The following is a 12,581-nucleotide window of genomic DNA, read 5'->3' as shown; positions in this document are numbered from 1 at the left end:
GGGCGTGGGCGATGACGGCCGGGGCGTGGGCGATGACGGCCGGGGCGTGGACGATGACGGCCGAGGGCGCACGGCGGATCGTCGCGCACGAGGTGCGGCTGCTGGCGAGCATCGGCCGGTGGGTGGCCCGGCGCCCGCACGGCGTCGGGCCGGGACAGGGCCAGGGCCAGGGGCAGGGGCAGGCACAGGGGCAGGGGCAGGGGCAGGGACGGGCCTTCGGGTACGCCCGGGGGCAGGGCGCGATGATGTTCGGATTCGGGTTCGTGTGTGTCCTGGAGAGCGCCTGCATGGCGGTGCTCCTGCGGAACCATCCCGCGGTGCACCGGGTCGTGCTCGTTCTCGACGTCTACACGCTGCTGCTCATCGTCGGTATGCACGCGGCGTCCGTGACCCGCCCGCACGTCCTCGGCGACACGTTCCTGCGCGTCCGCCGCGCCGCCCATGTCGATCTGCGCGTGCCGCTGTCCGCGATCTCCTCCGTGCGGCGGGAGTTGGTCACCACGCACGAGCGGGCCGAGGGCAGGCTGGATCTGGCGGTGGCCGCGCAGACCACGGTCACCCTCGAACTGAACACCCCGGTACGGCACTTCACCTTCCTGGGGCGCCCCCGGGACGTACGGCTGATCCGCTTCCACGCGGATGAGTCCGACGAACTGGTACGCGCGATACGCGACCTCATGCCCGCACTCGCGCCCGCACTCACGCCTGCACTCGCGCTCCCGCTCACGCCGGAGCGAACAGCACCTTCGCCGTCCCCGGGTCGGCGCGGGTGAGCCGCACCCGCAGCCGCTCCCCCAGCGGCAGTGCCGTCCCGTTCCCGCTCTCGATCCGGGCGACGACCGCGGGAGTCTCCAACTGGACTGTTCCCACGCCGGGTTCGCGTTCCTGTACGTCCACGACGGTGCCGTCGAAGAGTTCGCCGACGCGGTCCTTGAGCAGGGCCGCCTCGACGATGTCCACGCAACCGCGCTCGGCCTGGCCCGCCCTGCGGGTGCCCTCGGCCATCCGGGCGGGCAGTTCGTCGAGAGCGGCGAGCACCCACTCGGGCGGGGCGGCGCCCGCGGCGGCGGCCAGGGACAGTTCGGAGGCGTACCGGTCGACGAGGCGGCGCAGCGGGGCCGTGCAGTGGGTGTAGGGCGCGGCGACGGCGGCGTGCGTGGTGATGTCGGGGACCACTCCGTCCCGGAAGGGCGTGTAGCCGGCGCCGCGCAGCAGCGTCGTGCACTCCTGGAGGAAGGCAGCGTGGTGCGGCCGGTGCGGGTCGAGGGAGCGGATGAGGCGCGCGTACGAGACGTGGTGCGGCCAGTCGATGCGCAGCGCGTGCGCGGTGCGCCGCAGCCGGCCGACCGCGCCGTCGGGGGCGGCCGGGAGCGTGCGCAGGATGCCGGTGCCGTGCGTGAGCATCAGCTCGGCGGCGGCCATGCCGGTGAGGAGGGAGATCTGCGCGTTCCAGCCCTCGGCGGAGAGCGGGGCGCGGTAGACGAGTTCGTACGTGTCGTCGCCGCGTCCGCCGGGGGCGGTGCGCTCGATGATCTCCTGCTCGGGGACGTCGAGGGAGATGCCGCCGCGGTCCACCTCCCGCTGCTCGCGCAGCAGCCCGATGTCCCTGAGGAGGGCGAGGGGTTCCTCGGCCGTGCCCGCGTCGATCTGCCGCTGTACGCCCGCGTAGTCGAGCTTGGCCCGGCTGCGGACCAGGGCACGGCGTACGTCGGTCGCGGTGGGGCTGCCGTCCGCGTCCAGGTCGATCGTCCACAGGACGGCCGGGCGGGTCCCGTCCGGGAGCAGGCTCGCGGCGCCCTCGCTCAGCACCGGCGGGTGCAGCGGGGTCCTCTCGTCCGGGAAGTAGAGCGTGGTGACCCGGCGGTGGGCCTCGGCGTCCAGGGCGGCGCCGGGCACGACGAAGGCGGCGACGTCGGCGATCGCGTACCGCACCCGGTAGCCGTGCGCGCGGCGCGAGAGGTGCATGGCCTGGTCGAGGTCGGTGGACGTGGGCGGGTCGATGGTGAAGAGGGGGATGTCCGTCGCGTCGAACGTGGCGCCGACCGTCGCGCCGCGCTCCGGCGGCCTCGGCTCGCGGGCGGCGCGTTCGGCCTCGGCGAGCACGTCCGGCGGGAAGTCCTCGGGGACGTCCAGCTCCGCGCGCAGGGCGCGCAGCGCGGCCCGCAGCGGGGCCTCGGCTGCGCCGGTCGCTCGTATCCGGCGGCGGGGCACACGACGAGCGTAGGACGGGGTGGGACGGACGGCACCCCGTAGGCTTGCGGGTGCTCCGCGTACGTACCGCAAGCCCCAGGGAGATCCGCCGTGCTCGTGTTGTTGCCGCCGTCCGAAGGAAAGGCTCCCTCCGGGCGGGGCGCGCCGTTGAAGCCGGAGTCGCTGTCGCTGCCGGGGCTCGCCGAGGCGCGGCAGGCGGTGCTCGACGAGCTGGTCGAACTGTGCGCGGCCGACGAGGAGAAGGCGCGCGAGGTACTGGGGCTGAGCGAGGGCCTGCGCGGCGAGATCGCCAAGAACACGGAGCTGCGGACCGCGGGGGCGCGGCCCGCCGGGGAGATCTACACGGGTGTGCTGTACGACGCCCTGGACCTGGCCTCCCTCGACACCGCGGGCAAGCGGCGGGCGGCGCGTTCGCTGCTCGTCTTCTCGGGGCTGTGGGGCGCGGTCCGGGTGACGGACCGGATTCCCTCGTACCGCTGCTCGATGGGGGTGAAGCTGCCCGGCCTCGGGGCGCTGGGCGCGCACTGGCGTACGCCGATGGCCGCCGTGCTGCCCGAGATCGCCGGGAGCGGGCTCGTACTGGACCTGCGCTCGGCGGCGTACGCGGCCGCGTGGAAGCCGAAGGGGGAGGTCGCGGGGCGGACGGCGAGCGTACGGGTGCTGCACGCGCCGACCCGGAAGGTCGTCAGCCACTTCAACAAGGCGACGAAGGGGCGCATCGTACGGAGCCTCATGGAGACCGGGGCCGTTCCGTCGGGTCCGGCGGAGCTGGTGGAGGCGTTGCGGGACCTCGGGTACGTGGTGGAGGTGGCGGGGACGGGTGGTGCGGGCGGCGCGGCCGGCGCGGGCAAGCCGTGGATGTTGGATGTGCTGGTGGACGAGATCCACTGAGTGTCGTTGCATTATGCGCAACGACCTTTGCGCATGCTGCGCACTGCGGGCAGGATGACGGCATGTCGCCTTCGCCGCTGCCCTCGTCGCCGTCTCCGTCGCCTCTCTCCGTGCTCGAACTCGCGCCCGTCGTGCCCGTGGTCGTCGTCGAGGACGTCGCGGACGCCGTTCCGCTGGCGCGGGCGCTCGTCGCGGGCGGGCTGCCCGCGATCGAGGTGACGCTGCGGACGCCGGTGGCGCTCGACGCGATCCGGGCGATCGCGGACGGGGTGCCGGGCGCGGTGGTCGGTGCGGGCACGGTCATCTCGCCCGCCCAGGTGACGGACTCCGTCGCCGCCGGAGCGCGCTTTCTCGTCAGCCCCGGCTGGACGGACGCGCTGCTCGACGCGATGAAGGCGTCCGGGGTGCCGTTCCTGCCGGGGGTGTCGACGACGTCGGAGGTCGTGGCGCTGCTGGAGCGCGGGGTGCGCGAGATGAAGTTCTTCCCGGCTCAGGCGGCCGGCGGTACGGCGTATCTCAAGTCGCTGGCCGGGCCGCTGCCGCAGGCCCGCTTCTGCCCCACGGGCGGGATCGGCCCGGCCGTCGCCCCCGAGTACCTCGCCCTGCCGAACGTCCTCTGCGTGGGCGGAAGCTGGATGCTCCCCCCGGACGCGACCGCCTCCGGCGACTGGGCCCGAGTGGAGAAACTCGCCCGAGAGGCAGCGGGCTTGCGCCCGTAGGGGCGCCCGCCAGGGCGCCTTCGGGGTCGCGGGGAACGGCGCGCCCAGCCCTCACCGACCCGCACCCGACGAACAACCGATCCCCACGAAGGGGCGCGGGGAACTGCGCGAACGACCAGCGACCGGCCCCTCAGGCGCTCAACGCAGTGACCTCGTTGAGCAACCGCACGCTCGCGTTGCCATCCGCGTAATACGCCACCTCCGAGAGCGACGCCGCAGACAGTTCCATCCGGAACAAGGCCTCCGGCGGCGCACCGAGAGCCAACCGCACGAGCGTCTTGATCGGCGTCACGTGCGAAACGACGAGCACCGTACGCCCCGCGTACGCCGCGATCAGCCCGTCACGCGCAGCCGCCACGCGCCGCGCGACCGCCGCGAAACTCTCGCCGCCGCCGGTCGGTTCGGCGTCCGGTGAGGCCAGCCAGGCGTTCATGTCGTCCGGGTGGCGCTCCCGTACCTCCGCGAAGGTCAGGCCTTCCCAGGCGCCGAAGTCCGTCTCGCGGAGGCCGTCCTCGATGTGTACGTCAAGGCCCAGACGGGCTGCCGCGAACTCGGCGGTTTCGCGGCAGCGGGTCAGTGGGGAGGACACGATGGCCTGTACGGCGCCGCGGGCGGCGAGGGCGGTGGCGACGCGCTCCGCCTGGCGGCGGCCGGTGTCCGAGAGGGGTGGGTCGGTGGCGGCGCCGCCCGTCCCACTCCCGCCTCCGCCTCCGCTTCTGCCTCCGCCTCCGCTTCCGCCTCCGCTTCCGGAGAAGCGCTTCTGCGGGGTGAGGAGGGTTTCGCCGTGGCGGAGGAGTACGAAGGTGGTGGGGGTGCCCAGGTCTGGGGGGCGGGTCATTTTTGGCTGCCTGTGAGTCGGTGGTACGGGGGTTGTCGATCGGCTGATCGCCCGTCGTGGCTGGGCGCGCAGTTTCCCGCGCCCCTTGGCTGGGCCCTGGACGGGCCGCAAACGGCAGCCGCCCGAAGCCGTAAGCCAAATCGCGCCGCGAGAGCCCGGGCTGACATGCGGCTGACCCGCCGTCGTGGCTGGGCGCGCAGTTCCCCGCGCCCCTTGGCTGGGCCCTGGACGGCCCGCAAGCGGCTGCCGCCCGAAGCCGTAGGCCAATTCGCGCCGCGAGAACCCGGGCCGACGTGCGGCTGACCCGCCGTCGTGGCTGGCCGCGCAGTTCCCCGCGCCCCTTACGGGGCCCCGCCCGGGGCCCCTCGGACCGGGGCGCGGGGCCCTACAGGCCCGACTCCGATGTGCGGACCAGGATGCGGCGGCAGTTCTCGCAGCGGAGGACCTGGTCCGGGGCCGCCGCCTTCACCTCGTTGACCTCGGTGATGTTGAGCTCCAGGCGGCAGCCCTCGCAGCGGCGCTGGTAGAGGCGGGCCGCGCCGACGCCGCCCTGCTGCTCGCGGAGCTTCTCGTAGAGCTTGAGAAGGTCGGCGGGGACGGAGCCCGCGACAACCTCGCGCTCCTTCTTCAGCGTCGCGCTCTCGCCGTCGAAGGACTCGTAGGACGCGTCCCGGCGGCTCGTCGCGTCGTCGATCTTCGACTGGACGGACGAGACCCGCCCGGTCAGCTCGCCGACCCGCTCCTGCGCGGACTCGCGGCGCTCCATGATCTCCAGGACGACGTCCTCAAGGTCACCCTGCCGCTTGGCCAGCGAGGTGATCTCGCGCTGGAGGTTCTCCAGGTCCTTCGGGGACGTGACGGCGCCGGAGTCCAGCCGCTGCTGGTCACGCGAGGCGCGCTGGCGCACCTGGTCGACGTCCTGCTCCGCCTTGGTCTGCTCGCGGGAGCAGTCGCTCTCCTCGGTCTGGGCGGCGACGAGCAGGTCACGCAGCTGCGTGAGGTCCTTGGTCAGCGACTCGATCTCGTCGTGCTCCGGCAGCGAACGCCGCTTGTGGGCGAGCTGCTGGAGGCGGGCGTCGAGGGACTGGACGTCGAGAAGTCGGATCTGGTCGGCGGGCGCGGCGTTCAGTTGGGGGCTCCAGGTGAAGGGGAGTGGGAGTTCCACGGATCGGTGACCGTCTTCGAGACATGGACCCGCAGGTCCCAGCCGTGACGGTCGGAAATCTCGTCGAGCTGGGCTGCGGCCAGCTCGCACCAGGGCCACTCGGTGGCCCAGTGCGCCGCGTCGAGCAGCGCGAGAGGACTGTGGGCGCGGGCCTCGGACGCCGGGTGGTGGCGCAGGTCCGCGGTGAGGAAGGCGTCCACGCCCGCGGCGCGTACGTCCTCGAAGAGGCTGTCGCCGGAGCCGCCGCTGACCGCGACGGTCCGCAGCAGTGCCTCCGGGTCGCCCGCCACCCTGATGCCCTGCGCCGTCGCGGGCAGCCGTTCCGCCGCACGCGCGGCGAACTCGCGGACGGTGACGGGGTGGTCCAGCTCGCAGACCCGACCGAGGCCCCGGCGGCCCGCCGGGTCGGCGGGGTCCGGCACCAGGGGACGTACGACCCGCAGGTCCAGCGCGCCCGCGAGGGCGTCGCTCACCCCCGGGTCGGCGCGGTCGGCGTTCGTGTGGGCGACGTGCAGCGCGATGTCGTTCTTGATGAGGGTGTGCACGACCCGGCCCTTGAAGGTCGAGGCCGCCACCGTCGTCGTACCGCGCAGATAGAGCGGATGGTGGGTGACCAGCAGGTCCGCGCCCAGCTTCACCGCCTCGTCCACGATCTCCTGGACCGGGTCGACGGCGAACAGGACACGGGAGACCTCCTGGTCGGGGTCTCCGCAGACCGTCCCGACCGCGTCCCATGCCTCCGCGCTCCCGAGGGGCCAGAGGGCGTCGAGCGCGGCGATTGCTTCAGACAGACGGGGCACGAACAAAAGGCTACCTGCCTTGTGCGCGTGCCCTACCGGTCGCGGGCTGCTCGACCTGCCGCGACCGCGCGACCCCGCGCCGGCCGCCCGCCCCGGCGCCTGTCCCGGTGACCGCCCCGACACCTGCCCCGACGCCTGCCCGGCACGGTGATCCCGGACTGCTCGGCGAGGTGGTCCCGGAGGCCGGGTCGGTCGTGCTCGGGCGGCCCTGATCACAAGCACCTCCGCTCCCGTCGAGCACACCCGCCCCCGTTCCCTCAGGTGAATCGGAAGGTGGCCACTCTTATGTGTGAAGGGGCTGCCCGCAGGTCCCACGTCTGTGCGTGCGAAAACTAGTTTCGTCGCCGGAGGTGACCGAACGATGGCGGCCTGTGCGATCGAGTCCGCGGCGTCCGAGAACGAAAGGGCCGTGCGGGCAGGGTGCGTGATCACCGTCGACGGGGCGTACGCGGCCCGGCTGGCCCGCAGCGGCGAATCCTGGTTCCCGGAGCGCTGGACGCTGGACGGCCCTGAGCCCTACGCCGTGCCCCTGCCGGGCAACCAGCCCGAGGAGCCCGGTACGGAGGTGCTGCCGATGGCGGACGGGCGGGTGCTCATCCACCGGTTCACCGACGGGCGGCACGCGTTCTCCCTGCTGTACCCGACGGGTCCCGGGACGGGCGAGGTGCCGCTCGGCGCGGTGGAGTGCCCCGATCCGGGCACGGGGCTGCGGCTGCTGCCACCCGCGCCGGGCGGCACACGGGCGTACGCGCTTGCCGTGGGCCCGAGTTCGACCGCGGTGTGGCTGGTGGCGGGGGGCGCGTTCGGGCCCGAGCATCTCGCGGAGGTGCCGGGGCGCTGCTCGGGCGGGGTGTGGCTGGGCGGCGGGGACCGGCTGCTCGCGCTGGACCGGGAGTCGCAGGGCAGGACCAAGACGGTGGTGGTGGATCTGGAGCGCGGGGGTGAGGTGTCGCCGCTGCTGCAGATCTCCGAGGAGAGCAACGACCGGCTGCTGCTCGCCGACGCGGACAGCGGGCTGCTCCTGATCCGCTCGGACGCGCCCTCCCCCGGGCAGGAGCGGCTCGGCTGGGGTGTGCTGGGGAGCACGCTGCCGGTCCGTTTCCCGGAGTGCCTCCAGCCGGCCGGCTGCACGGTCACGCCGTTCGCGATCCAGCCGGGTCTGGTGCTGACGCCGGAGAGCTGCGGGGTCGCGCTGCGGATCGACGGCGGCGGCGCGGGCGCGGGCGCCTCGGGCAGCTGGCTGGGAGTCTGGCGCCCGACGGAACGCCACCTCCACCAGCTCCCCCCGCCGGAAGGCTGGCTGACCGGCTCCGGCCGCTGGACCAGGGACGGAGTACTTCAACTGCCGTACGCGACGAGGGCGGTGCCGTGCGGGGTGGCACGGGTCGAGGCGCCCACGGGGGCGGGCGACGAGGCCGGTACGGGTGAGGCCCCCCAGGAGCCGCCGGAGCCGAACCCGGAACAGAAACCGGGGGCGGCCCGCCCGGTACCGCTCCAACAAGCCCCCTTGACGGCCCAGGCGGTCACCAACGCCTTCGCGGGCCGCCGTGCGGCGCAGGCGGCGGGGAGGGGGCGGGGGCCGGGCGGGGCGCCTTACCGGTCCCCGGAACGGGCCCGGGAACGGCCGTTGCACCGGGCACCGGACGGGACTCGGACCCGGCCGATGGACCGGGCTCCGGACGGTCCTCCGGACCGTAGGCCCGATCCGGCTCCGACTCCGGCTCCGACTCCGGCTCCGGGGATCGCCCGGGGCAAGGCTCCGGACTTCGTTCCGGAGGGAAACCGGGACGCGCCTGCGGGCCTCGCTCGCGACGGGGCGCCGAACGAAGCCGCGGGCAGGACTCTCGGCTGGGGGCCGGAGGAAGGCCGGGGCCCGGCTCCGGGCCCAGCGCACCGCAGGACGCAGGGCGGAACACCGGGCGGAACGCGGCGGGGCGATCGGGACGGCACGCCGGACGCAGCTCTCGGCAGGAGGCCGGACGAGACCCAGGCCAGGACGACCCCCGACCGTGCACCGGAGGAAGGCCGCGGCAGGGCGCCGCGCATAACTCGCAGCACGCCTCCCGGCGTAGCCCGCAGCTCGGCACCGGGCGTAGCCCGCGACGCGGCGCTCGACGGCGCCCCGTACGCGACTCCCGACGGAACACCCGGCGGCACATCGGAAGGAAGCCGGGGCAGCACGCCGAGCGAGGCCCAAGGCAGGACGACCCCCGACTGGACCCCGGCGGAAGGCCAAACTGCGGCCCCGACCCCAGCCCCACCCCGCCGCGAGGTGCAGGACGGAACACCCGGCGGCACGCCAGAAGGAAGCCGGGGCAGCACGCCGAGCGAGCCCCAGGACAAGACCCCGGCCTGGGGGCCGGAGGAAGGCCGCAGCAGGCCGCCGCGCGTAACTCGCAACGCGGCGCTCGACCGCGCCCCGGGCGCGACTCCCGACCGGGCACCGGCGGAAGGCCAAACGGCAACCCCGACCCCAGCCCCAGCCCGCCCCGAGGCGCAGGACGGAACACACGGCGGGGCGCCTGAGGGAAGTCGGAGCAGGACGGCGGACGAAGCCCGAGGCCAGGTCCCCGGCTGGACGCCGATGGGAGGTCGTGGCGCGGTTCCTGTCCTGGCTCGCGGCGGGGCGTCCGACGAGGCTTCGGGCGTAACTTCCGACAGGGCTCCCGCGGTAGGTCGAGGTGCGGCCCCTAGCGGGACGCCCGACGGGACACCTCGCCTGGCTCCCGGCGGTACGCCGGAAGGAAGTCAGGGCACGGTCCCCGGCGCCGCTGATGACCGGAGGCCGGACAGAGGCACGGGCAGCGCTCCCGGGGGAAGCCGAGGTGTGGTTACGGAGGCCGCTCCGGACCTGCCCCGCAGCAGGACACCCGACGAGGCCCCGAGCCTGACTCCCGGCGGAATGCCGGAGGGGAGTCGGGGCAGGGCGCCGAGCGTCGCTGACAGCTGGAGGCCGGACGAAAGCCCCGACAGGGCTCCCAAGAAGGGCCAGGGTGCCGCTCCGGACCCAGCCCCCAGCAGCGCACCGGCCCAGCCCCACCGCGGGGTGACGGGCGGAGACCCGGGTGGGGCTCCCGGGCAGGCGCCCGCCGGAGGTCGGGACGCGGCTCCGGACGGCGCTCGCAGCGGAGGAACGGACGATGCCCCGCGCAGGGGAGCCGGATCCGAGCCCAGCCCTGGCCTCAGCCTCAGCCTCAGCGTCGAGGCCGAGCCGGCGCAGCCACTACACGTCGAGCGGGTCAGTTGTGAGGCGCCCGCCGACCTCCGGGGGCTGCGCGTGGGCGCCGGGGGCGGGTCGTCTCCGAGTTCTCTCAAAGTGACCACCGAGTAGCCCCCACCACCCCTCAGGTCGGTCACAACCGACCGTTAGAATCTCCGGCGCTGTACCGAAGGATCTTGCTGACGGGGTGAATTCCAGATGAGCGAAACGAACACCATGGAGACGACGGCCACCGACCTGCGGGGGACGTCGGCGCAGGCCGACGACGACGGTGGACAGGGCCGGCACCGGGGGCCCGTCTCCGCACAGGAGGACGGGGCGATCCCCCGTGGCCGGCACCGCAGGCCGGCCGAGCAGCACGACACAGGGGCCTGACCACACCACGGGCCGCGACACGACACGGCCCCGTCCGACACTCGTCGGACGGGGCCGTTCCGCATGGGGGCGCGAAACCCTTGCCCACTCGAACCCCTTGCCCACTCATGACGCTTGCCCACTCGTGACGCTCGCCTACTCGTGCTTCAGGCCCAGTACCTCCGCCGCCGCGAACGTCTCCCCCCGCGGCCGGTCCGCGTAGTGCGGGGTGAGCAGCGCGTCCAGTTCGTCGTACGTGAAAGCGTCCTGCTTCGTGTCGAACTTCGCCGCCACCCGCGGCCGTTCGACGACGGCGACCATCCCGCCGTGCACGACGAGCAGCTGACCGTTGACGTGCGCCGCGGCCGGCGAGGCCAAGTAACCGACGAGCGGGGCGACATGCTCGGGCGCGAGCGGGTCGATCGGGGCGAGCGGGGCGCGCCGCCCTCCGACACCCTTCTCCGCCCCCTCCCCCGGCTCCTGGAAGCCCGCGAAGACGTCCGCCGTCATACGGGTCCGGGCCCTCGGGCAGATCACGTTCGCCGTGACGCCGTACTTGGACAGTGCCAGCGCCGTCGAGGTCGTCAGCCCGACGATCCCGCCCTTCGCCGCGGCGTAGTTGGGCTGTCCCGCGGAACCCGCGAGGAACGCCTCCGAGGAGGTGTTCACGATCCGCCCGTACACCAGCGCGTCCGCCGCCTTGGACCGCGCCCGCCAGTGCGCGGACGCGAAGTGGGTGGTGTTGAAGTGGCCCTTCAGATGGACGCGGATCACCGAGTCCCACTCGTCCTCGGACATGGAGAAGACCATCCGGTCCCGCAGGATGCCCGCGTTGTTGACGAGGATGTCCAGCTGCCCGAACTCGGCGACCGTCAACTCCACCAGTTCCCGGGCCTGTTCGTGGTCGGCCACGTCCCCGGTGTGCGCGAGCGCGCGGCCGCCCGCCGCCCGGATCTCGGCGGCGACCTCCTCGGCGGGCCCGGCCGACGCGTCGCCGGAACCGTCCCGGCCGGGCTGTCCGTAGTCGTTGACGACGACAGCGGCCCCCAGCCGTGCCAGTTCCAGTGCCTCCGCCCGGCCGAGCCCGCGCCCGGCCCCCGTGACGACCGCGGCCCGTCCCTCAAGCGGCAGAAGGGGCGGACGCGGCAGACGTGGCAATGACATGGAAGTCCCTTCGGCTCGACCGGCCGTGACCGGGGGTTCGGAGCAGCGGCAGCGACAGCAGCATCAGCGTCGGCGTCAGATCTCGATGCATGTACGCAGCGAGACCCCCGTACGCATCTGGTCGAGCGCCTCGTTGATGTCGACGAGCGGCACCCGGTGCGTGATCAGGCCCTCCAGGTCGATGCGTCCGGCGCGCCACAGCGCGATGGTCCGCTCGTACGACCGCAGGACGTCCCCTCCGCCGTACATGGACGGCAGGATCCGCTTCTCGTCGAAGAACAGCTCGAACATGTTGAGCTGGAGGAAGTCGTCCATGGCGCCCGCGCCGACGACGACCAGCGTGCCGCCGCGGCGGGTGTTCTCGTACGCCGTGCGGGCGGTGGCGGAGCGGCCGACGACCTCGAAGACGTAGTCGAAGCCCTCGCCCGCGGTCACCGACTGCTTGGCGTCGGCGAGTTCGTCGGGCGAGACGGCTTTGGTGGCGCCGAATTTCAGCGCGGCCTCGCGGCGGGAGAGCACGGGGTCGACGGCGACGATCTCCGCGGCGCCCCGGAGCCGGGCGCCCTGGATCGCGGAGATGCCGACGCCCCCGCAGCCGATGACGGCGACCGACGAACCGGCCTCCACATCAGCGGTGTTGAGGGCGGCACCGAGCCCCGTGGTGACCCCGCAGCCGATGAGCGCGGCGATGTCAAAGGGCACGTCGTCCGGGATCGGCACCGCGCAGCCCGCGTCGACGACGACCTCCTCGGTGAAGGTCCCGGTGCCCGCGAAGCCGAACACATCGCCGCCGGGGCGCTTGAAGTTGGGCGTGCCGGCGTTCATGAACCCGGCGAGACACAGCTCGGTCTGGCCGCGCTTGCAGGCGGGACACGCGCCGCACGCGGGCAGCCAGCAGACGACGACCCGGTCACCGGCCTTGACGTTCGTGACGCCCTCGCCGACCTCCAGGACCTCCCCGGCGCCCTCGTGCCCGGGGATGAAGGGGGCGGGCTGCGGCAGCACACCGGCCATCGCCGAGAGGTCCGAGTGGCACAGGCCGGTGGCCCGTACCCGGATGCGTACCCGGCCCGGCCCGAAGCCCGTCGCCTCGATGTCGTCGAATATCTCCAGCTTGTCCTGGCCGATCTCGTGCAGTACGGCTGCGCGCATGGTGCGGCTCCCCTCGAAAACGTGCGGAACGTGCGGAACGTACATACGACACGCGCCCCTCGTCCTC

General features: G+C 73.7%; 10 protein-coding genes and 1 pseudogene. 5 read left to right on the top strand and 6 right to left on the bottom strand.

Going from position 1 to position 12,581, the window contains the following annotated elements; all coding sequences use genetic code 11:
• Positions 1-32: 32 nt before the first annotated feature.
• Positions 33-773 carry a hypothetical protein gene (locus J8N05_RS14515; RefSeq protein WP_210890189.1) on the top strand — a complete coding sequence of 247 codons (741 nt, stop codon included), beginning with the start codon at positions 33-35 and terminating at the stop codon, positions 771-773.
• Here the strand turns inward: J8N05_RS14515 and J8N05_RS14510 are convergent.
• A complete protein-coding gene (locus J8N05_RS14510) occupies positions 724-2,211 on the bottom strand; it encodes an RNB domain-containing ribonuclease (protein WP_210883089.1) in 1,488 nt (495 codons plus the stop codon). The genes J8N05_RS14515 and J8N05_RS14510 overlap by 50 nt on opposite strands.
• A 90-nt stretch (positions 2,212-2,301) precedes the next feature.
• Between J8N05_RS14510 and yaaA the strand changes: the two genes are divergently transcribed.
• Together yaaA and eda are read left to right on the top strand one after the other, a co-directional pair.
• Entirely contained in the window at positions 2,302-3,102 is an 801-nt protein-coding gene (gene yaaA / locus J8N05_RS14505; RefSeq protein WP_210883087.1) for a peroxide stress protein YaaA, read from the top strand.
• 62 nt (positions 3,103-3,164) lie between these two features.
• Positions 3,165-3,821 (top strand): bifunctional 4-hydroxy-2-oxoglutarate aldolase/2-dehydro-3-deoxy-phosphogluconate aldolase, encoded by a 657-nt coding sequence (gene eda, locus J8N05_RS14500; protein ID WP_210883085.1) that lies wholly within the window; start codon positions 3,165-3,167, stop codon positions 3,819-3,821.
• Positions 3,822-3,951: 130 nt separating this feature from the next.
• On the opposite strand, the gene J8N05_RS14495 is transcribed toward eda, so the two are convergent.
• From J8N05_RS14495 to J8N05_RS14485, 3 genes are all read right to left on the bottom strand, one after another.
• Positions 3,952-4,659: a histidine phosphatase family protein gene (locus J8N05_RS14495; protein ID WP_407699907.1), complete on the bottom strand. Its 708-nt coding sequence runs from the start codon at positions 4,657-4,659 to the stop codon at positions 3,952-3,954.
• Positions 4,660-5,044: 385 nt separating this feature from the next.
• The gene (locus tag J8N05_RS14490; RefSeq protein ID WP_210890188.1) at positions 5,045-5,788 is read right to left on the bottom strand and encodes a zinc ribbon domain-containing protein; all 744 of its coding nucleotides are present in this window, start codon (positions 5,786-5,788) and stop codon (positions 5,045-5,047) included.
• Entirely contained in the window at positions 5,785-6,624 is an 840-nt protein-coding gene (locus tag J8N05_RS14485) for a Nif3-like dinuclear metal center hexameric protein (protein WP_210883083.1), read from the bottom strand. Before J8N05_RS14485 ends, J8N05_RS14490 begins: the two co-directional genes overlap by 4 nt.
• A gap of 361 nt (positions 6,625-6,985) precedes the next feature.
• On the opposite strand from J8N05_RS14485, the pseudogene J8N05_RS14480 reads away from it, so the two are divergent.
• Together J8N05_RS14480 and J8N05_RS14475 are read left to right on the top strand one after the other, a co-directional pair.
• Positions 6,986-8,155 (top strand): annotated as a pseudogene (locus J8N05_RS14480) (hypothetical protein); the annotation flags it as partial.
• A gap of 1,887 nt (positions 8,156-10,042) precedes the next feature.
• Positions 10,043-10,219, top strand: coding sequence for a hypothetical protein (locus tag J8N05_RS14475; RefSeq protein ID WP_210890605.1), 177 nt, complete (start codon positions 10,043-10,045; stop codon positions 10,217-10,219).
• Positions 10,220-10,354: 135 nt separating this feature from the next.
• Here J8N05_RS14475 and J8N05_RS14470 read toward each other — a convergent pair whose 3' ends face one another.
• Together J8N05_RS14470 and J8N05_RS14465 are read right to left on the bottom strand one after the other, a co-directional pair.
• A complete protein-coding gene (locus J8N05_RS14470) occupies positions 10,355-11,362 on the bottom strand; it encodes a 3-oxoacyl-ACP reductase (RefSeq protein WP_210883081.1) in 1,008 nt (335 codons plus the stop codon).
• 75 nt (positions 11,363-11,437) lie between these two features.
• Positions 11,438-12,514, bottom strand: coding sequence for a Zn-dependent alcohol dehydrogenase (locus J8N05_RS14465; RefSeq protein WP_210883079.1), 1,077 nt, complete (start codon positions 12,512-12,514; stop codon positions 11,438-11,440).
• Positions 12,515-12,581: the final 67 nt, after the last annotated feature.

Source organism: Streptomyces liliiviolaceus, from assembly GCF_018070025.1.
Taxonomy (GTDB): Bacteria; Actinomycetota; Actinomycetes; order Streptomycetales; family Streptomycetaceae; genus Streptomyces; species Streptomyces liliiviolaceus.
The sequence above is the reverse complement of the archived record's forward strand: the minus strand, read 5'-3'. Positions and strand labels throughout refer to the sequence as shown.